Source organism: Aminobacter sp. LjRoot7, assembly GCF_964252895.1.
Classification (GTDB): domain Bacteria; phylum Pseudomonadota; class Alphaproteobacteria; order Rhizobiales; family Rhizobiaceae; genus Aminobacter; species Aminobacter aminovorans_B.
The window spans coordinates 516407-537387 of record NZ_CAXUPX020000001.1; the positions used below are offsets into that span (position 1 = coordinate 516407).

24 protein-coding genes are annotated in these 20981 nt (G+C 63.8%); 15 read left to right on the forward strand and 9 right to left on the reverse strand.

Annotated features, from left to right (window positions below):
• Nucleotides 1-305 precede the first annotated feature (305 nt).
• The 4 genes from ACSQ3E_RS02435 (at nt 306) to ACSQ3E_RS02450 (ending at nt 2507) form a co-directional block, all read left to right on the forward strand.
• Entirely contained in the window at nt 306-842 is a 537-nt protein-coding gene (locus ACSQ3E_RS02435) for a TIGR00645 family protein (protein WP_067959907.1), read from the forward strand.
• 131 nt (nt 843-973) lie between these two features.
• Entirely contained in the window at nt 974-1216 is a 243-nt protein-coding gene (locus ACSQ3E_RS02440) for a hypothetical protein (RefSeq protein WP_436121476.1), read from the forward strand.
• 197 nt (nt 1217-1413) lie between these two features.
• Nucleotides 1414-1842 carry a PACE efflux transporter gene (locus tag ACSQ3E_RS02445; RefSeq protein ID WP_436121477.1) on the forward strand — a complete coding sequence of 143 codons (429 nt, stop codon included), beginning with the start codon at nt 1414-1416 and terminating at the stop codon, nt 1840-1842.
• A gap of 137 nt (nt 1843-1979) precedes the next feature.
• Nucleotides 1980-2507: a hypothetical protein gene (locus ACSQ3E_RS02450; protein ID WP_436121478.1), complete on the forward strand. Its 528-nt coding sequence runs from the start codon at nt 1980-1982 to the stop codon at nt 2505-2507.
• Between the two features lie 73 nt (nt 2508-2580).
• Here ACSQ3E_RS02450 and ACSQ3E_RS02455 read toward each other — a convergent pair whose 3' ends face one another.
• A complete protein-coding gene (locus tag ACSQ3E_RS02455; RefSeq protein WP_436121479.1) occupies nt 2581-3006 on the reverse strand; it encodes a VOC family protein in 426 nt (141 codons plus the stop codon).
• Between the two features lie 69 nt (nt 3007-3075).
• Between ACSQ3E_RS02455 and ACSQ3E_RS02460 the strand changes: the two genes are divergently transcribed.
• On the forward strand, nt 3076-3681 hold the full coding sequence (locus tag ACSQ3E_RS02460) for a TetR/AcrR family transcriptional regulator (protein WP_436121480.1): 606 nt from the start codon (nt 3076-3078) through the stop codon (nt 3679-3681).
• 3 nt (nt 3682-3684) lie between these two features.
• Here the strand turns inward: ACSQ3E_RS02460 and ACSQ3E_RS02465 are convergent, their stop codons facing one another.
• Entirely contained in the window at nt 3685-4620 is a 936-nt protein-coding gene (locus tag ACSQ3E_RS02465) for a LysR family transcriptional regulator (protein WP_436121481.1), read from the reverse strand.
• Nucleotides 4621-4729: 109 nt separating this feature from the next.
• On the opposite strand from ACSQ3E_RS02465, the gene ACSQ3E_RS02470 reads away from it, so the two are divergent.
• Together ACSQ3E_RS02470 and ACSQ3E_RS02475 are read left to right on the forward strand one after the other, a co-directional pair.
• A complete protein-coding gene (locus ACSQ3E_RS02470) occupies nt 4730-5365 on the forward strand; it encodes an FMN-dependent NADH-azoreductase (protein ID WP_436121482.1) in 636 nt (211 codons plus the stop codon).
• Between the two features lie 394 nt (nt 5366-5759).
• Entirely contained in the window at nt 5760-8246 is a 2487-nt protein-coding gene (locus tag ACSQ3E_RS02475) for a PIG-L family deacetylase (RefSeq protein WP_436121483.1), read from the forward strand.
• 58 nt (nt 8247-8304) lie between these two features.
• Here ACSQ3E_RS02475 and ACSQ3E_RS02480 read toward each other — a convergent pair whose 3' ends face one another.
• Nucleotides 8305-8763, reverse strand: a complete 459-nt coding sequence (locus tag ACSQ3E_RS02480) for an Lrp/AsnC family transcriptional regulator (RefSeq protein WP_310316673.1) — start codon at nt 8761-8763, stop codon at nt 8305-8307.
• 172 nt (nt 8764-8935) lie between these two features.
• Here ACSQ3E_RS02480 and ACSQ3E_RS02485 point away from each other — a divergent pair, with 172 nt between their 5' ends.
• The 5 genes from ACSQ3E_RS02485 to ACSQ3E_RS02505 all read left to right on the forward strand — a co-directional run bounded on the left by ACSQ3E_RS02485 (nt 8936) and on the right by ACSQ3E_RS02505 (nt 13151).
• Nucleotides 8936-9676 carry an AzlC family ABC transporter permease gene (locus ACSQ3E_RS02485; protein ID WP_436121484.1) on the forward strand — a complete coding sequence of 247 codons (741 nt, stop codon included), beginning with the start codon at nt 8936-8938 and terminating at the stop codon, nt 9674-9676.
• Nucleotides 9673-9972, forward strand: coding sequence for an AzlD family protein (locus ACSQ3E_RS02490; RefSeq protein WP_310316668.1), 300 nt, complete (start codon nt 9673-9675; stop codon nt 9970-9972). Before ACSQ3E_RS02485 ends, ACSQ3E_RS02490 begins: the two co-directional genes overlap by 4 nt.
• A gap of 145 nt (nt 9973-10117) precedes the next feature.
• Nucleotides 10118-11740, forward strand: a complete 1623-nt coding sequence (locus ACSQ3E_RS02495) for an ABC-F family ATP-binding cassette domain-containing protein (RefSeq protein WP_310316665.1) — start codon at nt 10118-10120, stop codon at nt 11738-11740.
• Nucleotides 11741-11853: 113 nt separating this feature from the next.
• Nucleotides 11854-12444, forward strand: a complete 591-nt coding sequence (locus ACSQ3E_RS02500) for a VOC family protein (protein WP_436121485.1) — start codon at nt 11854-11856, stop codon at nt 12442-12444.
• A 17-nt stretch (nt 12445-12461) separates the two neighbouring features.
• Nucleotides 12462-13151, forward strand: coding sequence for a glutathione S-transferase family protein (locus ACSQ3E_RS02505; protein ID WP_436121486.1), 690 nt, complete (start codon nt 12462-12464; stop codon nt 13149-13151).
• A gap of 69 nt (nt 13152-13220) precedes the next feature.
• Here ACSQ3E_RS02505 and ACSQ3E_RS02510 read toward each other — a convergent pair whose 3' ends face one another.
• The 4 genes from ACSQ3E_RS02510 to ACSQ3E_RS02525 form a co-directional block, all read right to left on the reverse strand.
• Entirely contained in the window at nt 13221-13922 is a 702-nt protein-coding gene (locus ACSQ3E_RS02510) for an outer membrane protein (protein ID WP_436121487.1), read from the reverse strand.
• A gap of 159 nt (nt 13923-14081) precedes the next feature.
• Nucleotides 14082-14372: an HlyU family transcriptional regulator gene (locus ACSQ3E_RS02515; RefSeq protein ID WP_436121488.1), complete on the reverse strand. Its 291-nt coding sequence runs from the start codon at nt 14370-14372 to the stop codon at nt 14082-14084.
• A gap of 104 nt (nt 14373-14476) precedes the next feature.
• Nucleotides 14477-14770, reverse strand: a complete 294-nt coding sequence (locus ACSQ3E_RS02520; RefSeq protein WP_310316651.1) for a GYD domain-containing protein — start codon at nt 14768-14770, stop codon at nt 14477-14479.
• A 124-nt stretch (nt 14771-14894) separates the two neighbouring features.
• A complete protein-coding gene (locus tag ACSQ3E_RS02525; protein WP_436121489.1) occupies nt 14895-15788 on the reverse strand; it encodes a helix-turn-helix domain-containing protein in 894 nt (297 codons plus the stop codon).
• 157 nt (nt 15789-15945) lie between these two features.
• On the opposite strand from ACSQ3E_RS02525, the gene ACSQ3E_RS02530 reads away from it, so the two are divergent.
• Nucleotides 15946-16776, forward strand: a complete 831-nt coding sequence (locus ACSQ3E_RS02530; RefSeq protein ID WP_436121490.1) for an N-acyl homoserine lactonase family protein — start codon at nt 15946-15948, stop codon at nt 16774-16776.
• Between the two features lie 24 nt (nt 16777-16800).
• Here ACSQ3E_RS02530 and ACSQ3E_RS02535 read toward each other — a convergent pair whose 3' ends face one another.
• On the reverse strand, nt 16801-17277 hold the full coding sequence (locus tag ACSQ3E_RS02535) for a GNAT family N-acetyltransferase (protein WP_436121491.1): 477 nt from the start codon (nt 17275-17277) through the stop codon (nt 16801-16803).
• An 84-nt stretch (nt 17278-17361) separates the two neighbouring features.
• Nucleotides 17362-17973: a LysE family translocator gene (locus ACSQ3E_RS02540; protein WP_115731279.1), complete on the reverse strand. Its 612-nt coding sequence runs from the start codon at nt 17971-17973 to the stop codon at nt 17362-17364.
• A gap of 238 nt (nt 17974-18211) precedes the next feature.
• On the opposite strand from ACSQ3E_RS02540, the gene ACSQ3E_RS02545 reads away from it, so the two are divergent.
• Complete coding sequence (locus ACSQ3E_RS02545) at nt 18212-18481, forward strand: DUF2798 domain-containing protein (RefSeq protein ID WP_436121492.1); 270 nt, start codon at nt 18212-18214, stop codon at nt 18479-18481.
• A gap of 309 nt (nt 18482-18790) precedes the next feature.
• Nucleotides 18791-20959, forward strand: coding sequence for a right-handed parallel beta-helix repeat-containing protein (locus ACSQ3E_RS02550; protein ID WP_436121493.1), 2169 nt, complete (start codon nt 18791-18793; stop codon nt 20957-20959).
• The last annotated feature ends 22 nt before the right edge of the window (nt 20960-20981 follow it).

A 20981-nucleotide genomic window follows, 5' to 3' on the forward strand; every position in this document is an offset into this window, starting at 1 on the left:
GCGCATCGCGGAGCGGGCTTTTTGCCCGCCTAAAGTGCTCTTTTCGGACACAGAATCGCCGGTAACAATCACGCGATCACCCGGCTTTGGCCATTGAATCGCTGGATTTTGATGCCACTTTGTGGGTGACGTGGTTCCCTGCCCCGTCCCATCTCCGGCGTTTCAGGAGATCAGGCCCGGCCGAATCCCCCCTCCAGCGGCCGGGCCTTGTTTTATCCCCGAAGCTGTTGCATTCGTCTTTTATCCTCGAAGCTGTTGCATTCGTCGGCACGCCTCAATTTCCAATCGCCAATTTCGGACGTCTCATGAAACGCCTCGAACACGCTGTCGAATCCATCATTCTCGCCTCGCGCTGGCTGCTCGTGGTGTTTTACCTCGGCCTCGCCGTCGCACTCGGCATCTACGCCCTGTCCTTCGTCAAGAAGCTCTACGAGTTCGTCATGAAGGTGATGGTGCTCGACGACACCGACACCATCCTCAAGGTGCTGGGGCTGATTGATGCTGCGCTTGTCGCCTCGCTGGTGGTGATGGTCATCATCTCCGGCTACGAGAACTTCGTCAGCCGCTTCGACAACCATGATGGCGAGGTCCACTGGCTCGGCACCATCGACATCAGCTCGCTCAAGATCAAGGTTGCCTCGACCATCGTCGCGATCTCGTCGATCCACTTGCTCCAGGTCTTCCTCAACGCCCAGCAATACACCTCCGACCAGCTGATGTGGCTGACCATCATTCACCTGGCTTTCGTGCTCTCGGCGCTGCTGCTCGCCTATATCGACCGCCTGACCGGCCTCTCCAAGGGCGACAAGAAGGCTGCAGGCGAGGACGGCCCCAGCCTCTAGAACGCAACGTCGGCTGGAATCATTTTCTCAGCCGCGCCGGCCAAGCCGCTGGATTGACTCATCTTCGGCCACTGTAGCGCCGATTGACATCAAGGGACGGAGGTGCTGCACAAGCGCCTCCGTTTTCAATTGTGCGGGAGGCACTGCTGCGTCTGTTGGGATATGCGCTGCTCGTCCTGGGCATCCTGGTCTGTGCTGCGAGCTTCGGCGGCTGGGTCTGGCTGAACGCCTATGGCTGCAGCACCGGCTGCAACGATTTCCGGCTGCGCTGGGAAAACAGCGAGGCGCTCGCCGTATTCATCCCGCCCTTCATCGCCGGCTCCTTGCTGGCACTCGCCGGCGCCGGCACGGTCTTCTTCAACCGCAGGAAGTAGCCGGACAATATCGGCGCCACGCAGGACGGCAGTTGCAGGCTGCCACCGTCTTCTGCTGCCCCTGGCACCGTCGAACAGGCAGCCCTGGCAGTATTGAACAGCTGTCCGGGCTTCATTAGTCTTGCCTGCGAAGCGAGGACCATCTCCCCCATCTGGGACGCTTTTTCGGAACGGGCCGAAATCCCAGGAGGGCTAAGATGCGCACCACCCTTGACCGTGTTCGCCACGCTGTCAGCTTCGAGGTGATCGGGCTGGCCTTGGTCACGCCGCTAGGCGCCTGGGCCTTCCACATGCCCATGGGCGACATCGGCGTCGTTGCCATCGTCAGCGCGACGATCGCAACGATCTGGAACTACCTGTTCAATCTCGGCTTCGACCACCTGCTTCTGGCTATGAGAGGCAGCGTCCGGAAATCGCTTCAGGTGCGTGTCGTCCACGCCGTCCTTTTCGAGGTCGGGCTGCTCGCCTTGCTGATGCCGTTCATCGCCTGGTATCTCGGCATAAGCCTGCTCCAGGCGCTGCTGATGGATGCATCGTTTGCGATTTTCTACATGGCCTACGCATTTGTCTTCAACCTGGCCTACGACCGCGTCTTTCCGGTACAGGAGCGCCCGGCCGAGGCTTAGTTTTCGCCTCCCTTTGCTTGCCCCAAGGGCACGGCGTCTGGTCGGACACGGAACCTTTCTTCAAAACGCCGCATTCATCTTGCGTTCAAAACATGCCCGCTAAGGTCGAGGCCTCCAACGATTCGAGGACATCTATCGTGTCAATCGCCCAAACCCTTACGATGCGGACGGCCTTCGCATCGATCTGTGTCGCCGGACTGGCGGCAACAGTCTCCGCCTTTACCTCCACCCCCGCAGAGGCTCAACGGCTGATCCGCTGCGCATCGGAAGGCGGCACCTGCCGCCTGCCTTATCCGGCCGAGGTCGTTTATGGCGCGCAAGGCAGGACCACTTCGCGCTTCATCGACGCGCCTGCCGTCCGCTGCTCGAACCGCAGTTTCGGCGACCCGGCGCCGGGCATGCGCAAGGAATGCTACATCGTCGAGCGCGGCCGCCGCGGCCGCGACTATGGCGACGGCGGCGGCTACGGCGAACCGCGCCGCAAGCGCTGGGCTGCCTGCGCCAACGAAAATGAGTACTGCGATTTCTACGGCCGCAAGCGGGTGCGCTACGGCACGATGAACCAGTTCGAGGAAGGCGTCTTCCGCGACGGCGTCGATTGCGACAACGAGACCTTCGGCGATCCAGCACCGGGCGTCCGCAAGCGCTGCTACATCCAGGACTGAGCCTTTCGGCCAGCTTGAAGCTGGTAGATAAAGTGACGGAGGCGCCTCGCGGCGCCTCCGTTTTTCGTTTGCGTCAGGCGTCAACTTTGTCCGGCACATACAGCGCCAGGAACTCGGGGCTCGGCGGGATCGGCGTGATGACGTCGATCAGCACGCCGTTGGGATCCCTGGTGATGAAGTGGCGTTGCCCAAAGTCTTCGTCGCGCAGCGAGCGCAGGATCGGCAACCCTTCCGCGACCAGCCGTTCATGCACGGCATCAACATCCTTGACCTCGAAATTGATCAGCAGGCCGGAGACCCGCCCGCGCCCTTCCTCGGGGATCGTCTCGTGGTCGCCCTGGACGATGGCGAGATCGACGCGCCTGTCTTCCGTCGACCGCAGGTGGACATACCAGCCGGCGTCAAACTCCGACGCGAAGCGGAAGTGCTTGATGTAGAAAGCGGCGGTGCCGGCGACATCGCCGGTCATAATCACGGGATAGTAGCTGGTCGTTTTCATGGCTTTCCTTCTCTCCTCAATCAACATACAGTCTGCATGTAAATGTGAATTAACATACAGGCTGCATGTATGCAAGTGAAAAGCGAACGCCGCTCCAACCGTGACCGCACCGAGGCGACGCGCGGCGACCTGATCGCCGCCGCGCGCAGGCTGTTCACCGAAAAATCCTATGCCGAGACGAGTACACCCGAGATCGTGGCGGCGGCCGGCGTCACGCGCGGCGCGCTCTATCACCACTTCAGCGACAAGCAGGCACTGTTTGCCGCGGTCGCCGAACAGGAGGCAAATGCGGTTGCCGAAGAGGTCGAACGCGCAGCCCCCACCGCCCTTGGCGCCCGCGAAGCACTGTTGGTCGGCAGCGAAGCCTATCTCAAGGCAATGCAGGTGCCGGGACGGACGCGGCTATTGCTGCTCGACGGCCCGGCGGTACTCGGCCGTCCCGGCATGGACGCCATCGACGACCGCCATGGCAACCGCACGCTGCGCGAGGGCCTCGCCCTGACGATGCGCGCAGGCGAGATGCGCAAGCTGCCGCTGGCAGCGCTCACCAGCCTGCTTGCCGCCACCTTCGACCGTGCCGCGCTGGCGATCGATGCCGGCGCGCCCTTCGCCGACCAGGTCGCCGTCATCTCGGCCCTGATCGATGGGCTGATGACGCCTGACCTATCAGCCTGACGCTCACGCCATGCCGGTCGCTGTCTGGCGATGCGGCTCGAACTCGTTGAAACAGCCAAGCTCACGCTTGAACTGCTCGATCAGCCAGGCCGCCGCCGGCTTTGGCGTGCGGTCGGCGCGATACATGGCAAACAGCGGCGAGCGCTGCTCGCTGTAGGGCTCGAGGTTGAGCTCCACCAGGCGGCCGTTTGCCAGGTCGTCGGCGATCAGCCAGCGCGGCAGACCGCCCCAGCCAAGCCCCTCGCGCATCAGGGCATGTTTGGTGCGCATGTCGGTCAGCCGCCATGTGCGATAGGCGAAAACGCCGAAATCGCGCCCGCGCGTCCGCTCCGACTGGTCTGACACAACGAGCTGGATGTGCTCGCGCATCTCCTCCAGCGGCACCGGGCCGGAAAACTGTGCCAGCGGATGATCGGGAGCGGCTGCCGGCACCATGGACATGAAGCCGAGGCGAACAAGCTGCACCTCGGCCTCGCCCGTTATGCCGCCCACCCCGAGATCGGCGTGCCCGGTCATGACCTGGTCGACGATCAGCCCGAGCGAGCCGACATGCAGGCGCAGCGCCACCGTCGGAAACCGCTCCTCGAACGCCTTCAGCACCGGGACCAGCACCGGCGACGGCAAGGCAACCTCAACCGACATCGCGACTTCCGCCTCGAGCCCCTGCTGGTGGCCGCTGGCGCGCGAACGGATCCGCTGCAGCACGCCGATCATGCGGCGGGCATCTTCCAGCATCGTCTTGCCGACATCAGTCAGCTGCGGCTCGCGGGTGCCTTCGCGCTCGAACAGCTTGAGACCCAACTGCGCCTCGAGATTGGCGATGGCATAGCTGATCACCGACTGCGCACGGTTGAGCTTGCGGCCTGCCGCGGAAAAGCTTCCGGCATCAGCCACGGTAACAAAGACCTGGAGCTGGTCGAGCGTGGGATTGGGCTGCATCTATCCATCCAGATTATGGATGGATTATATAGATAATATGCCAGTTTTTCAAATGGGTTGGTCGGACCATATTCAGTGCACCGAACAACCCAACCCAAGAGAAACCGCCATGTCCGTCCTGCTTGTCACGTCCAGCCCGCGCGGTGCCGCCTCGCACTCGACCCGCATCGCAACCGAATTCGCCCAGAAGCTGGTAGCCGCCGACCCTTCTGCCAATCTTGTCGTCCGTGATCTCGTCGCCAACCCGCTGCCGCATATCGACACCGACTATGCCACCGGCATCTACACGCCTGCCGAAAACCGGACCCAGCGCCAGGCCGAGGTGGTCGGCGTTTCCGACGCTGTTCTCGACGAGCTTTTTGCCGCCGACACCGTCATCCTCGCCACCGGCTTCATCAACTTCAACATCTCGTCGACGCTGAAGTCCTGGGTCGACCACGTCGCCCGCTCCGGCAAGACCTTTGCCTATGGCGAAAACGGCCCCAAGGGCCTCGTCACCGGCAAGAAGGTCTATATCGTGCTCGCCTCGGGCGGCATCTATTCGGAAGGTGCCGCCGTCCAGATGGACCACGCCATCCCCTACCTGCGCAGCGTGCTCGGCTTCATCGGCATGACCGATGTCGAGGTGATCCGCATCGAGGGCGTCGGCATGGGCCCGGACGCGGTCACGGCGGCACTCGCCAAGGCAACGGCCACGGTCGACGCGCTGGTTGCAGCCTCCGCCCATACGGCCATTGCCGCATAAGATTTTACAATCGCCACGATTGCCATCAGGGGACGCCGCCAAGCGTCCCCTGAATCATTTTTCGGGTGGATGCCGGCGTCATTCCCTTTCGCCCCTTTGATCCAGTTGTCTTTCGATGCCGGACCAGCATCCGCCTTCAATGTCGAGGACACGGCACGAAGCAAGCGCGGCAGGCTAAAACACCGCCGCCGCAGGCCCAGATGGCATCACATGTCCCCGCCCTGCCCGTCAGCTTCTCACCTTAGGTAAGCACCTCCTCAATTACATAAACTTACTTGAGTTATTTTATCTTGCTGGCCATAGTCTGCTCTGTTGGCCCCGTTGGCCAGCGGAGGCGTCCACGGGAGGGGAGCTGCCACCTCTGGGCGCCGCCTGATTACGAGAGGAGATTTCCATGTCCACGATGACCCGGCGATTGTTCATCGCCTCGTTGCCGCCTGCCCTTCTGGCCATGCGCACTGCCGCGCACGCCGCGCCCGCCACCGACCTCGAGCTGATCGCCCGGCAGAAGCTGGAGCCGGCAATCGTGACCTTGCACCGCCGCCTCGAGCGGTTGACCTCGACACTCACCTTCATGACCACGGGCGCCCATCCCGACGACGAGCCGAGCGGCCTGCTTGCCGCACTGCGCCACGTCTACGGCATCCGCCCGGTGCTCTACTGCATCACCCGTGGCGAAGGCGGCCAGAACAGCATCGGCGCCGAGCGCGGCTCGGTGCTCGGCGTGCTGCGCACCCGCGAAATGCAGGAAGCCTCGCGCTCGCTCGACGCCTCGCTCGCCTTCGGCGGCCGCGGCCATTCCGATTCGGTGCACGACTTCGGCTTCTCCAAGGATCCCAACGCCACCATCGACCGCTGGGGCCGCGACCGTGTCGTCGAGCGCATGACCTGGGCCTTCCGCCAGTACAAGCCCGACATCGTCATGAACTGCTTCCTCGACGTGCCGGGCCAGCACGGCCAGCACCGCGCCGCCGTGGTTGCCACCTTCGTCACCGCTGACATCTCGGGCGACGCCAAGGAATATCCGGACCAGATCGCATCGGGCCTCGACCCGTGGAACGTGCCCAAGATCTATTCGCCGGCCTATGGCGGCGGCGGCGGCGTCTATGACGACGAAACACCCCCGCCCCCGACCACGCTGACGGTCACCGCGCCCGAACGCGACAAGATCTCCGGCGCCACCTTCCCGCAGATGGGCGAGTGGTCGCGCTCCTGCCACCTGACCCAGGGCATGGGCAAATGGCGCGAGGAGCCGCAGACCGAATGGCAGCTGCATCTCGCTCGTGTCGCCAAGGGTGAGCCGGCCAAGACCGAAAGCGACATCCGCGAGGGCCTGATTGCCACGGTCGGCGACATCGCCAAGCTCGACGGCATGCCGGCATCTTCGGCCGACGCGCTGCGCAATGCGCAAGGCCTGATCGACGAGGCCATCGCCGACTATGGTGACCCGGTCGTGGTGGTCGCCAAGGCGGTGGAAATCGCCAAGGCCATATCAGAGGCCCGCAAGCAATTGCCGCAGGAGCTGCGTGCTCAGGTCGCCCACCGCCTCGAACGCAAGGCGCGCGAAATCGATCTGGTTCTGGCAACCGCCTCAGGCATGCACATCAGGGCCTTCACCGACGGCGAAGACCTCAAGCCAGGCGACAGCATCACCATCAAGACCCTGGTCGAAGCCCCTGAAAACGTTGTCGTTGAATCGGCCGAGATCATCGCCCGCAAGGGCCTGACGGCGAGCAACGACCAGCTTTCGGTGGCAGCCGACGCCGAGCTCACCAACCCGCTGACCGAGCAGTTCGACCCGCTCGGCGGCAATGGCGATGCCTTCGTGCGCCTGACCGCCAAGATCGGCGGCCATTCGGCGGTGCTCGACGTCGATCTCGAACACGCGCTCCGGGTCGTGCCCGCGGCATCGCTCGAGCTGAAGCCGGACGCGGTGGTGTTCAACACCGCGGCTGACTTGGCGCCTGTCGCCATGACCGCGACCGTCACCAACGCCAAGGTCGGCGACCTCAAGATCGACCTGCCCGAAGGTTGGGCGCTGAGCCCGTCGGGCGAAGCGTCTGACAATTCAGGCACATTCGACCTGCAGCCGCCGGCAAAGCCGGGCGAGACACGCTTTGCCATCGAGCCCCAGCTGCTCGGCAAGGACGCCTATGCCATCAACACCTTCACCTACCCGCATATCGGCCGCTCCGTTGTGCCGACCCGGGTTTCGGTTCCGGTGCAGACGGTCGGCGCCGAGCTGACCGGCCTGAAGGTCGGCTACATCAGCGGCGGCAACGACAAGGTCGGACTGTGGATGAAACGGCTCGGCATCGACGTCGTCGAGCTCAGCCCAGCCGACGTCGAACAGGGTGCATATCGCGACCTCAAGACCATCGTTGTCGGCATCTTCGCCTTCGGCAAGCGCAAGGACCTCGCCAAGGCGGTACCCGAACTGCACAAGTGGGTGCAGGATGGCGGCCATCTGGTCACGCTCTACCATCGCCCGAGCGATGGCTGGGATGCCGAGAAGGTACCGCCGCTGTTCCTCAAGATCGGCTCGCCCTCGATCCGCTACCGCGTCACCGACGCAGCTTCCGAGGTCGATATCCTCGAGCCGGAACACCCGCTGCTCAACAAGCCCAACAAGATCGGGCCTGAGGACTGGGCAAACTGGGACAAGGAGCGCGGCCTCTACTTCGCCTCCGAATGGGACAAGGCCTACAAGCCGCTGCTGGCGATGAGCGACAAGGGCGAGGATAAGCTCAACGGCTCGCTTTTGTCGGCCAAGATCGGCAAGGGCCGCCACACCCATACCTCGCTGGTGCTGCACCACCAGCTCGACAAGCTGGTGCCCGGCGCCTTCCGCCTGCTGGCCAATCTGGTCCAGCCGGCCTAACTTCAACGAAAGGCCCCGGCAACAGCCGGGGCCTTTTCTCCATTCACCGGCATTCTGCCTACAGCGGCATTTCCGATGTCTGCTTGATCGTCTGGCTCGGCACATCGGTCTTGACGTTCTGCACGCCCTTGATGCGGCTGAGATGCTCGGACTGGAAACGCCGGTAGGCATCGATGTTGGCCGCCACCACCCGCACCATGGCATCGCAATCGCCGAGCATCAGGTAGCACTCCAGCACCTCCGGCAGCTTCGCCACCTCGGCCGCGAAATGCTCGATCGTGTCCTCGTCCTGAGCCTTCAGCCAGATCCGGGTGAAGAAGGTCTGCCCCCTGCCGATCTTCGCCGGGTTGAGCATGGCGACGTAGCGGTCGATGACGCCGGCCTCCTCCAGCAGCTTGACGCGCCGCAAGCAGGGCGACGGCGACAGCCCGACTTCGCGCGCTAGGTCGTTGTTCGCCATCCGGCCGTCGCGCTGCAACGCCCGCAGGATGCGCTTGTCGATGTCATCCAACTTCATTGGCCCAGGATTCCAATATTTCAATCATCCACCGCATCAGATGCCATCTCGGCGTGAAATTCAACAATCTTCGCAAGCAAATTGCGTCGATGTTGGACTAAGTTGCGGTTTGACACCGTCAGTTCGAGTCACTTTGGAAAGCGCGCGCTGCGAGGCACGCGAGGATGATTTCATGAGTATTTCGCAAGCCACATTGTCCGACCGGACAGAAGGCGGCATCGGTTCCGAGTTCTGGCGCGGCATGCGCTCGTGCACGCCGGTGCTGCTCGGCATCGTGCCCTACGCGCTGGTGCTTGGCGCCCAGGCGGCGCAAAAGGGGCTGAGCCCGGTCGAGGTGCCGTTGATGACCGGGTTGAACTTTGCCGGTGGCTCCGAATTCGCAGCGATCCAGCTCTGGACCTCGCCGCCGCATGTCCTGCTCATCGTCGCCATCACCTTCCTGGTCAACAGCCGCCACCTGTTGATGGGGGCAGCGCTCGCGCCGTTCCTGCGCCACCTGCCCAAGCGCAAGGTGTTTCCGGCGCTCTTCCTGATGTGCGACGAGAGCTGGGCGCTCGGTCTCGCCGACGCCAGGAAACGCGCCGCGACAGGCGTCGCCCCCTCCTTCAGCCTGCCCTACTACGCCGGCGCCTCGATCCCCTTCTACCTGGCCTGGGTCGTCTTCACCGGGCTTGGCGGCGCGCTCGGCCCCGTGCTGGGCGACGTCGAGGCCTACGGTTTCGACATGGCGTTTCCGGCCGTGTTCCTGGTGCTGCTCGCCGGCATGTGGAAAGGCGTCGCCGCCGCGCGGCCATGGCTGGTCAGCCTTGTCGTTGCAGCCCTTTTCTATCTCCTGGTTCCCGGCGCCTGGTATGTCGCCGCCGGCGCGCTGTCCGGCCTCGTCGCGGCCTATGTCCTGGCAGGTGACGCATGATCGACCCGATCAACCTTCTCGCCATCGTCTTGATGGCCAGCGTCACCTACCTCACCCGCATCGGCGGCTATGTCATGCTGCGCAACCGCACGCTCAGCCCGCGCGCCACAGCCGTCATGGAGGCAGCACCGGGCTGCGTACTGATCTCGGTCATCGCGCCTGATTTCGTCTCCGACAATCCGGCCGACCTCGCAGCACTCGCCATCACCGTGCTTGCGGCGACGCGGCTGTCGATGCTGCCGACTGTCATCGTCGGCATCGCCTCGGCCGGGATCCTGCGCCATCTGATCGGTTAGGAATGCGCTTTTATCCCTGCGCCGCCGGTGCCTGTGACATCGGCGGCCCTTGCGCGCCAAGGCTCCGGATGCTTTACGGGCACACTCTTTTACGGGCGCAACCGATGGCGTGGTGACCCGACAAATCCTCTGGGTCCTACAAAACATGATTCGTCTCGAAAACATCGGCAAGCAGAACGGCAAGCAGCTCGTCTTCATCGAGGCCTCGGCAGCCCTCCAGAAGGGCGAGAAGGTCGGCCTGGTCGGCCCGAACGGCGCCGGCAAGACGACCTTGTTCCGCATGATCACCGGCCAGGAGCAGCCCGACGAGGGCCAGGTCTCGGTCGATCGCGGCGTCACCATCGGCTATTTCAGCCAGGACGTCGGCGACATGTCGGGCCGCAGCCCGGTCACCGAGGTGATGGACGGCGCCGGCCCGATCAGCGAGCTGATCGCCGAGATGCGCGAACTGGAAGCGGCGATGGTCGACCCCGACCGCGCGGACGAGATGGACCAGGTCATCGAACGCTACGGCGAGGTGCAGGGCCGCTTCGAGGAGCTCGACGGCTATTCGCTCGACGGCCGCGCCCGCGAGGTCCTCGACGGCCTCGGCTTCTCGCAGGAGATGATGGACGGCGACGTCGGCGCGCTGTCCGGCGGCTGGAAGATGCGCGTTGCGCTCGCCAAGATCCTGCTCATGCGCCCCGACGCGCTTTTGCTCGACGAGCCGAGCAACCATCTCGATCTCGAAAGCCTGATCTGGCTCGAGGCCTTCCTGAAAAACTATGACGGCGCACTGCTGATGACCTCGCACGACCGCGAGTTCATGAACCGCATCGTCAACAAGGTCGTTGAAATCGACGGCGGTTCGCTGACCGCCTACTCCGGCGACTACGAATTCTACCAGCAGCAGCGCGCGCTGGCCGACAAGCAGCAGCAGGCCCAGTTCGAACGCCAGCAGGCCATGCTGGCCAAGGAAATCGCCTTCATCGAACGCTTCAAGGCGCGCGCCTCGCACGCCGCCCAGGTGCAAAGCCGGGTCAAGAAGCTCGACAAGATCGACAAGGTCGAGCCGCCCAAGCGCCGCCAGACCGTGTCGTTCGAGTTCCAGCCCGCCCCGCGCTCGGGCGAGGACGTCGTCACGCTCAAGAACGTGCACAAGAGCTATGGCTCCAAGACCATCTATGAAGGCCTCGACTTCCAGGTCCGCCGCCGCGAACGCTGGTGCATCATGGGCATCAACGGCGCCGGCAAGTCGACGCTGCTGAAGCTTGTCGCCGGCGCCTCCAATCCCGACAACGGCACTGTCGCCCGCGGCCCGAGCGTCAAGATGGGTTATTTCGCCCAGCACGCCATGGACCTGCTCGACGGCGACCGCACCGTGTTCCAGCAGCTCGAAGACACCTTCCCGCAGGCTGGCCAGGCGCCGCTGCGTGCGCTCGCTGGCTGCTTCGGCTTCTCCGGCGACGAGATCGAGAAGAAGTGCCGCGTGCTGTCGGGCGGCGAAAAGGCCCGCCTGGTCATGGCGATCATGCTGTTTGATCCGCCCAATCTGCTGGTGCTCGACGAGCCGACCAACCACCTGGATATCGCCACCAAGGAAATGCTCATCACCGCGCTGTCGCAGTACGAGGGCACCATGCTGTTCGTCTCGCACGACCGCCATTTCCTCGCCGCCTTGTCCAACCGCGTGCTCGAGCTCACCCCTGACGGCATCCATACCTATGGCGGTGGCTACACCGAATATGTCGAGCGCACTGGCCAGGAAGCCCCGGGCCTCCGCAGCTGACCGGGCACCTGCCATCAGGGCCGCGGACCGGCGCGACACCGGTCCGGGCAGTCCTCTCGATCTATTGCTTGTGACGGGGCTTGTGCGACACTGCTGCCGACGGAGGATGGCACATGCGAAAACTCCAGGCGCAAGGCGTACACCACATCACCCTTGTCGGCGCTGACCGGAACACCTCGATCGATTTCTGGGAAGGCCTGCTCGGCATGCCTTTCATCTTCGAGCAGCCCAATCTCGACAAGGCCAGCGAGAGCCACCTCTATTTCGATCCCGGCGATGGCCGCCTCATCACCATCTTCACCGACGAGAACCGCAAGCCCGATCCGAAGCGGACGCCGACCGACATCGGCTGCGTGCATCACATCGCCTTTGCCGTCTCGCGGGTGACGTTCCTGCAGGCAGTCGAGCGCCTCGACGAACGCGCCATCAAGCACAGCGGCGTCAAGGATCGCGGCTTCATGGATTCGATCTATTTCGAAGATCCGCTCGGCCTTTTGATCGAACTCGCCTCCTACCGGTTCGAGCCGCCGGCGGGCCACACCCATGCCGACGTGCTGATGGAGGCCCACAAGGTCAGGGTCGCCCGCGGCGACTACAACATCGCAGAAATTCACCTGGCGGACGCCATCGAGGCACTCACCGAGCGCAGCCGGGCGACCTTGTCGGCCGGGCGCGAGCCAAAGGATCCTTATCGCAAGAGCTGAAGCTGGGAGAATCTGACATGGCCGACATCACGCTCAACGTCATCAAGCCAAGCGTCAACAACATGAGCGCGCGCGTGTTCTTGCGTGCCTCGGGCCTCGGTTTCACCGAAAAGGACGTCTACGGCCAGACCCGGACACCGGAATATCTCGCGGCCTGCCCGGCCCATCTCACGCCGATGATCGAAACCGCCGAATTGCCCAACGGCGTGTTGTGGGAGAGCTGCGCCATCATGCAATATCTCTCCAACAAGCACGGGCTGGACAACCTCTACCCCAGGGATCCCGAGCGGCGCGCGATGATCGACAGCGCCATGTTCTACCTCATCGGCACCTTCTATCCCTATCTGGCGCGCGCCACTTACCCCGCACTCAACTTCCCGCAATATCCCGGTGAAGTCGGCCACAGCGACGCCGATGCCCCGACCAAGGAGAAGGCGCGCCAGGCCGCCGTTGAAGCTCTCGCCGAGCCACTCGACGTCTTCCGCTCCTTCTACTTCAAGGACCAGCCCTTCATCGGCGGCGACAGGCCCTCCATCGCAGACATCCGGCTTGCCGCGACTTTGGAATTCCTCGCCGTCATCGACTATCCGCTGCCAGGCTGGGCAAAGACCTATGTCGCGGCGATGGAGAAGTCGCTAGGCGACGCCTACACCGAACCCGCCAACGACGTGCGCGGCTACATCGGCTACGTCAGGTCGCAGGGCTAGGCTGGCAACGGCCCCCAGAAACAAAAAACCCCGGCGCGAGGCCGGGGCTGATGGTGAAAGAATGACGCCTCAGAACTTGTAGTTCAGGCCGATCTTGACGGCGTGGACGTTGAAATCACCCTCGTAGGTGCGAAACGGAATAGGATCGTCCACGGCGATGTCGCCCGAAAAACGGTAGAACTGATATTCGCCTTTCACCGACCACTTGTCGTTCAGGGCATGCTCCACGCCACCGCCGATCGTCCAGCCCGTCAGGGTCTTGGAGCCGCGCGAATTGAAAGTGTCCGGGTCCGTGTAATCGTCCATTTCGAGCCGGGTGAAGCCAATGCCCGCCTTGCCATAGAACAAGGTGCGGTCAAGCGCGTAGCCGGCCCGGCCGGTGATGCTGGCAAGGAATGAATACTCGTTGTCGTTGCGCGCGCCATTATCCGTCTCGGCGGGAAATTCGTTGATCCTGGAGCTTCCGTCCGCCCAAGAATAGGACAGATCACCCTCCAGGCCGAGAACCCAGGAACCCCACTGATGGTTGTAGCCAACTTGGGCGCCCAGTAGGCCTCCGCGCGCCTCGGGATAGGCAGTCTCAAACCGTCCGACACCAGGTTGGGGATAAGCACCATCGCCACTACCCCAGGAATAGCCACCATGGACGCCGGCATAGAAGCCGGTCCAGTTGTAGGGTGCTGCCACCGGGTCAGCCGCCACTGCGTCGGCCGCCATGCTCGCACCGGTCGCGGCGAGGAGGATAGTTGAGGCGAGAAGAACGGATTTCATGCCAGTCCCCAGATTCGGTTGTAACCACCCTAGGGTTTCAAGAATCCGTCACGCAAGGCAGGATCGCAGTACGCAACCTCATTGCGACAGCAAGTTGCATTAGAGCAACATAATGGAATGGCATCGCGGCGAACGAAGCCTGGCCGGAGACAATCGGCCTCAGCCGAACATCTTCTCGCCCTGCTCGTCGACGAGCTGGCGCCCCTTGGTCAACGACACCTCGACCGCGTCGTCGAGCGCTGCAAAACGGTCGGCGCGGATGAACTTGTGTTCCTTGACCACGCCGTCGACGTCCTTGGAAACGATACCGCAGGTCTGGAACTGGCCACCTTCCTTGTAGGGCATCGCCTTGATGGCAAAGCCCTTGTATTCGATCTCCTTGGCCACCGTCGATGCCGGCGCCTCGGCCGATCCGCCGCCACCGCCAAATAGCCTCTTCAGAAACGACATCTGGTTCTTCCCGTTGTTTTTCCGAAGCTTAGACGCTTGTCTTGATTCAGTCGAGGCGTTTCGGCCCGGGCGCATGCGCCATGCCTGCGCCCGGTGCCAGGCGACTAGCCCATCGAGGCGATGATCTCGCGATAGGCAAGTTCGGGGAAGGCTTTCAGCGTGCGTGTCCTGATGTTACCGGCCTGTCCGAGGATCAGCGCAAAGCGCGCCACCACCGCGTCGTCGGGCGCTTCGGCCACCGCCACCATGTCGTATTCGCCCATGGTCAAATAGAACTGCTTGAACGATCCGCCCATGTCGCCGAGCAGCTTCTTGGCCGCATCGAGCCGCTTGGGCGATGAACGCACGTCGCGCACGCCCTGGTCGGTCCAGTTGATCAGCATGATGTATGTCGTCACGGCACACCTCCCTCCGGTGCCACGGAGCACGGCGTACTGCCGGGGCGGGCATCCGGGTCATCGCCCTCAAATGCATCCACGGGAAGGCAGTATCCTCCCCTGCCGGGCTTCCGGCAAGGTCGTTTCAACTTTGCCGCGATGCCCCTTTCAGCCGCGCCTCGGCCGGTGTCGCCCCATAAACCGCTTGGAATCGGCGGGCGAAATGCGACCTTGAGGCATAGCCGGCCGCATCCGCCGCATCGGTGATGTTGCCGTCGCCGCGCACCAGCATCTCATGCGCCAGTTGCATCCTGGCCGAAGCCTGGACGCCGCGCAGCGACGTGCCCGCTTCGACAAGTTTGCGCCGCAGCGTCGAGGCGCCGACACCGAGCTCGCGCCCGATCTCCTCGGCCGTCCAGCGTTTCGCGGGCGCGCGCGCCACCAGCCATGCCGCACGCTCGGCCAGCGACTGCTCGAACAGCGGCTGCGCCACAGGCATTTTCCTGAGCAGGATCAGCACCTCGGCGAGGCGATGTTCGGCCAGCGCCGCGGCATGGTCGGAACCGCCGAGCGAGATGGCGGCATGGCCGAGCGCATCAACGAGCTCCTGAGACAACGGCACGCGCAGGTCAAAGCCGGCGACCGGACGGGCAGCGCCCGGCATCTCCTGCACCCATTTCGGCACCTGGGTGACCTCGACAAGCAGTGACTCGTAGAGGCCGCTCGTCTCCGAGGGAATGTTGACAGCGTCGAACGGCGTGCCCGCCGGCAGCACGAACACGTCGCCGGCCACGAAACGCTGGCCGGCGTCGCCGAGCCAGAACTCCTTTTCGCCGCTGAGCACGATGCCGATCCTCGGCATTTCCGAAACCACGCTCGCCAGCCGCTCGCGCTCGATGCAGCAATAGCTGAACAGCTGGCGGGCAAACGTGTGCAGGCCGGGGCCGCGCGCCGTGCGGCTCGACATCGCCAGCGGCCGCAGGAGCTGCAGCAGGCGTCGCGACAATGTGCTTTGGGCGTCTTCGACAGATTTGAGCATGCCAGCAGTTTAGCGCCTGCCATGGCGCTGTCGACTTCACTTTGAGCGTTTCGGGCACATATGGCGCCAATTTCAGGCACGCCTCCCCTGCACCCACGGACCATTTTGGCGCCGCGCCGGCAATCGACGCCGCCGCAGCATCCAAGGAGATCCGAACGTGAAAACTGGACAATTTCTGCTGGCCGCCATGCTGGCGCTGCCGGCTTTCGGTGCCGCACAAGCGACTGAGACCGAACTCTGGCGCCTCGACTGCGGATCGATCAAGATCGGCGATCTCTCCGCCTTTTCCGACACGCTGCGCTACCAGGGTGAAACCAGGACACTGACCGACAGCTGCTACCTGATCCGCCACGACGCATCCTACGTGCTGTGGGACGCCGGCCTGCCGGCAGCGCTCCTCGGCGCATCGCAGGACGGCGGCGGCATGAAGCCGAGCCTGGCAACGACGATCAAGGACCAGCTGTCCGAGATCGGCGTGGCACCAGAAAAGATCGAAACCGTCGGCATCAGTCACAACCACTTCGACCATGTCGGCCAGGCCACCGATTTCCCGCAGGCCAGGCTGCTGATCGGCAAGGCCGACCTGGATGGCTTTCGGGCAGAGCCGCCGGCCTTCGCCGTCGATCCGTCGCTGGTCAAGCCATGGCTCGATGGCAAGGCTGTGCTCGAAACCGTCGAAGGCGACAAGGACGTGTTCGGCGACGGCTCCGTCGTCATGCTGTCGACGCCCGGCCACACCCATGGCAGCTATTCGCTGCTGGTCCGACTCGCCGGCAAGGGACCGGTACTGTTGAGCGGAGACACCGTGCATTTCGAGGAGCAGTTCGCCAACAATGGCGTGCCGCCCTTCAACGTCGACAGGGCACAGTCGCTGGCGTCGATGGACAGGCTTCAGGACATGGCCAAGGCGCTCGATGCGACGCTCATCGTCCAGCACGATGCCAACGACATCGCCAAGCTGCCTGCCTTCCCGGCCAGCGCGAAATAGGCAGCAGCGCTTCCCAAAACCCGGTCAGGCAGTCTCGGCGGCCGCGCCGAGCTGCTTCTCCATGAACACGCTGAGCGGGTCCTCGCGGTAGTCCCCAAAAGGCCCGCGGCGGACAAAGCCCTTGCGCTCGTAGAGAGCCATAGCCTCGTGGCTGTCGATGCCGGTTTCCAGGCGCAGCACCGAATGGCCGGCATCGAGTACCCGCGCCTCGAGGTCGGCCAGGATGGCTTTCGAGATGCCCTTGCCCCTGGCTTCGGGCACCACCCACATGCGCTTCAGTTCGGCAAAGCCGTCCGACAGCGCGATGGCTCCGGTCGCGACAGCCGTGCCCTGCCCGTCACGGGCAACGACGAAACGCACATTCGGCGCGCGCAATGCATCCAGCGGCAGGAAATGGTTGCTTTCCGCCGGATAGAGCGAGGCACCATAAGCATCGCCCGCCTCCAGCAGCGCGATCACGTCAGGCTTGGCAGGATCTTCCAGGGCAATGTGGAACTGCATGTCGTCGGGCTCGGCTCGAAATCTCGTCGAGCCCGACTAAAGCGCAGCCACAGCTACCGGGCAACCCGGCCGACAGGGCCACTCTCAGCGTTCCGTCAGGGCCAGCTTGGCGCCGAGCATGACGAAGGCCGCGGCAAACGTCCGCCGCATCCAGGTCATGACGCGCGGGCTGCCCGTCACCTTGTCGCGCACGGCAGCGGCGCACAGGCCATAGATCGCGAAGATGACGAAGGTCGCCAGCATGAACACGCCGGACAGCTCCAGCATGCGCCCGAGCACGTTCGCTTCATTCGGCGCGATGAACTGCGGCAGGAAGGCAACGAAGAAGATCGACAGTTTCGGGTTCAGCACGTTGATCAGGATGCCGTCGACAAGCACCTGCCAGGCGCTGCGCGGATCGGCATTGGCCTCGACCTTGAGCGCGCCATGCTCGCGCAGGCTCTGCCAGGCCATGTAGAGCAGGTAGGCGACACCGGCATATTTGACGATCTCGAACAACAGCGCGCTGGTGTGCAGCAGCGCGGCAAGGCCGGTCAGTGCCGCGATCAGGTGCGGCACGATGCCGAGCGTGCAGGCGAATGCCGCAAGCACGCTTGCCTTGCCACCACGCGACAGCCCTGCCGCCAGTGTGTAGACGACACCCGTGCCGGGCGATGCGACGATGATCAACGTGGTCAGCAGGAATTCGATCGACACTGGTGTCCTCCCTCAAGGTGAGGCGACCATAGTGCAAGACGACATCAGGCAAAAGCCACCCGAAAAGCTATAGCTGACACCGTTGCATTCTGTTGCAGCCGAAGCTATCTAAGCCGCGCTGCCTTCAGCGCATGCCGTAAGCGTCTCACGTCAAGCAACGCATTCAACCGGTCGCAACCGGGAGGAATGCCATGACTTGCACTCTCGTGATCGACGACCGCTCCCAAAGAGTGATCTTATGAGCTTACGTTCCCATCCCCGTTCGCGCGGCAAGCTGCCCGCGCGCTACGCTGCCATCATCATGCCGCTTGTGCTGTCGGTGCTGATGTCGTCCGTCGTCTCGGCCATCTCGACGCTGAAAAGCCTCGGGCCGACGCCCGACTTCCTGTCGACCTGGCCCGCCGCCTGGGCGCTGTCCTGGCTGGTAGCCTTCCCCACGCTGCTGCTCGTCCTGCCGCTGGTCAGGCGCATCGTGGCACTTGTCGTCGCGGCACCGCCGTCCAATTAGAAGCGAAACGCCCCGGGCGGCACGAGCTGCTGCCCGGCGCGCCTGCCTGGCCCAACGAAAAGCCAATTTGCCGCAGTATGCGATGACAACCGGCTTGGTCTCTTGCAGTGGCCACCGACTGCCCCAGCGTCCGCAGCCGTTTCTAACAAACGCACCCCTTCAGGGTCCTAAATTAGATTCAACGCATTGAAACAAAAGGCAAAAATGTCGTCCACAGGCGGCGCCATGCATTCTCCAGTTTAATCTGGACTCTTTTATTCAGGTATTATAGCTCACCGACGTTCAATCGGAAATTTGAAGTACCTCATCATGAAATTCCCAAGCCTGTTTGCAGCGGCGCTGGCCTCCGGCACCGCCCTTTCGACCTGCGCCTTCGCGCAAGCCCAGCAGCCGATCCTCGAACTTGAAGGCAACCTCGCCTATGGCCACGGCAATGGCGGCATCGGCATCTTCATGCCGTTCCTGCTCGACAGCGGCAACGGCGTGTTCTTCGACGCCAGCGGCCATTTCGTCGAAGGCTCGGCACGGCAGGCCTCGTTCGGCATGGGTTACCGCCACCGCATCGAGAGCGGCTGGCTGCTCGGCGGCTATGGCTATCTCGACGTCTTCAACAGCGAACACGGCAACACCTTCAACCAACTGTCCTTCGGCGTCGAAGCGCTCGGCCCGGTCTATGAGGCGCGCGCCAACGTCTATCTGCCGCTCGGCGACGACAAGGTCGCCGCAAGCCTGAGCCACGCCTTCGTCTCCGGCAGCGAGCTCAAGTTCCAGGCCGGTCGCGAATTCGCCCGTACCGGCGCCGACGCCGAGGCCGGCATGCGCCTGCCCGTCTTCCCCGAAGGCATGAACGTCGAGATGAAGGTCTTTGGCGGCGCCTACTGGTATGACGGCGCGCGCGGCCTCGACGACACGCTGGGCGTCAAGGCGCGCACCGAAGTCAGCTTCTCCGGCCTGCCCGGTGTTTCGGGCTCGACGCTGGCGCTCGGCGCCTCTGTTTCCTACGACAACGAGGACCGCACCGAATTCGGCCTCACCGCGCGGCTGCGCGTGCCGCTCGGCGGATCGAGCCGCACCGGCAAAGCCGCCTTCGACCCGATGTTCCAGCGCGTTGAACGCTCTGACTTCGTCCGCACCCATGCCGACAGGGATGGCGTGATCGAAACGGCCGAATTCGTCCATGGCGGCCAGGCCGTCGGCAAGGTCGTCTCGATCTCGCAGGCAACGGGCGACGCGGCGGCCATCAATGCCGCGCTCACCACCGCCGGCACCAACGCACTGGTGCTCGCCAATGGCGGCATCACGCTCGGCCAGACGCTGCAACTGGGTGCCGTCCAGCACATGGTCGGCGGTGGAGGTTCGATCGCCGTGCGCGGCGTCAACAGCCGCATCCAGGCGGCGTTCCGCGCCGACGGCGCGCTCGCTTCTCTGCATGGCACCAACCCGGCTGCCAACGTCGTCAGCATGGCCTCGGGCAGCGAGATCGCAGGACTGGCGATCACCGGCGGCCTCGCCGGCATCGCCTCCAACGGCGCATCGAACATCGCGATCAGCAATGTCGACATCTCCGGGACCGCGGGCGACGGCATCCGGCTCGACAACGTGACCGGCGCCACGATATCGGGCGCCAACATCCACGATCTCTACATCTGCAACAGCAACACCAACTGCGAATTCGCCGTCGGCCGGCCGAACCGCGCACCGCACGCCGCAATTGCCGCGCTCGGCACCAGCGGACTGACGGTTCGCGATACGGTGATCGACAGCGTCACCTACGGCATCTTCGCCGGCAGCCGGATCGACCAGAGCGACTGGCCGGAGGTGATCACCCATGCCGCCAGCGACATCGTCATCGACAACGTCAAGATCAGCAAGTCACGCCGCGAAGGCATCCTGCTCGTCGCCGCCAACGACGTGACGATGAACAAGGTCACCGTCGACAATTCGGAACAGGGCCTGGACATGGACCTGGTGGTGCTCCAGGGCACCTCCAATGTCTCCATCACCGACATGACCTTGAAGGGCGGCATCAACGGGCTGATGCTCGTCACCGCCTCGACCCTGCCTGAGGATGCGGTGACGACCAACGTCAATGTCCGCGGCCTCACCATCGACGGCACCCGCAATGCCGGCATCTTCCTGAACCCCGTCTCCGGCATCAGCTTCAAGGATGTCACCATCACCAATGCCGGCACCTATGGCGCCTACATCTACGGCAGCGAGTGGGAGTTCCTCGGCGGCCCGGTGAAGAACATCGACTTCGGCAACATGCGCGTCGAAGGCGCCAGCAAGGCCGGCCTCTACTTCTCCGGTCCTGCCGAAAACATCCGCGGCGACGTCACCGTCGTCGGCACCCCACTCAACTGCCTTGCCGACCAGGGCGCATGGTCAGGCACCTCGCTGACCCAGACCGACGGTTCGGTGCTCAAGCTCAACGGCGCGGCACTCGAGGCAAGCAAGCTGAAGACCACCTGCAAGTGATCCATTCGACCCCGCGCGGCAT

Bases quoted from the DNA above. Each gene is read 5' to 3' on its own strand.
- ACSQ3E_RS02470 (WP_436121482.1), top strand. From the start codon at position 4,730: ATGTCCGTCCTGCTTGTCACGTCCAGCCCGCGCGGTGCCGCCTCGCAC.
- ACSQ3E_RS02545 (WP_436121492.1), top strand. From the start codon at position 18,212: ATGAGCTTACGTTCCCATCCCCGTTCGCGCGGCAAGCTGCCCGCGCGC.
- ACSQ3E_RS02535 (WP_436121491.1), bottom strand. From the start codon at position 17,277: ATGCAGTTCCACATTGCCCTGGAAGATCCTGCCAAGCCTGACGTGATC.
- ACSQ3E_RS02465 (WP_436121481.1), bottom strand. From the start codon at position 4,620: ATGCAGCCCAATCCCACGCTCGACCAGCTCCAGGTCTTTGTTACCGTG.
- ACSQ3E_RS02485 (WP_436121484.1), top strand. From the start codon at position 8,936: ATGAGTATTTCGCAAGCCACATTGTCCGACCGGACAGAAGGCGGCATC.
- ACSQ3E_RS02495 (WP_310316665.1), top strand. From the start codon at position 10,118: ATGATTCGTCTCGAAAACATCGGCAAGCAGAACGGCAAGCAGCTCGTC.
- ACSQ3E_RS02455 (WP_436121479.1), bottom strand. From the start codon at position 3,006: ATGAAAACGACCAGCTACTATCCCGTGATTATGACCGGCGATGTCGCC.
- ACSQ3E_RS02480 (WP_310316673.1), bottom strand. From the start codon at position 8,763: ATGAAGTTGGATGACATCGACAAGCGCATCCTGCGGGCGTTGCAGCGC.
- ACSQ3E_RS02475 (WP_436121483.1), top strand. From the start codon at position 5,760: ATGTCCACGATGACCCGGCGATTGTTCATCGCCTCGTTGCCGCCTGCC.
- ACSQ3E_RS02490 (WP_310316668.1), top strand. From the start codon at position 9,673: ATGATCGACCCGATCAACCTTCTCGCCATCGTCTTGATGGCCAGCGTC.
- ACSQ3E_RS02550 (WP_436121493.1), top strand. From the start codon at position 18,791: ATGAAATTCCCAAGCCTGTTTGCAGCGGCGCTGGCCTCCGGCACCGCC.
- ACSQ3E_RS02500 (WP_436121485.1), top strand. From the start codon at position 11,854: ATGCGAAAACTCCAGGCGCAAGGCGTACACCACATCACCCTTGTCGGC.
- ACSQ3E_RS02510 (WP_436121487.1), bottom strand. From the start codon at position 13,922: ATGAAATCCGTTCTTCTCGCCTCAACTATCCTCCTCGCCGCGACCGGT.
- ACSQ3E_RS02435 (WP_067959907.1), top strand. From the start codon at position 306: ATGAAACGCCTCGAACACGCTGTCGAATCCATCATTCTCGCCTCGCGC.
- ACSQ3E_RS02505 (WP_436121486.1), top strand. From the start codon at position 12,462: ATGGCCGACATCACGCTCAACGTCATCAAGCCAAGCGTCAACAACATG.
- ACSQ3E_RS02460 (WP_436121480.1), top strand. From the start codon at position 3,076: ATGCAAGTGAAAAGCGAACGCCGCTCCAACCGTGACCGCACCGAGGCG.
- ACSQ3E_RS02515 (WP_436121488.1), bottom strand. From the start codon at position 14,372: ATGTCGTTTCTGAAGAGGCTATTTGGCGGTGGCGGCGGATCGGCCGAG.
- ACSQ3E_RS02525 (WP_436121489.1), bottom strand. From the start codon at position 15,788: ATGCTCAAATCTGTCGAAGACGCCCAAAGCACATTGTCGCGACGCCTG.
- ACSQ3E_RS02445 (WP_436121477.1), top strand. From the start codon at position 1,414: ATGCGCACCACCCTTGACCGTGTTCGCCACGCTGTCAGCTTCGAGGTG.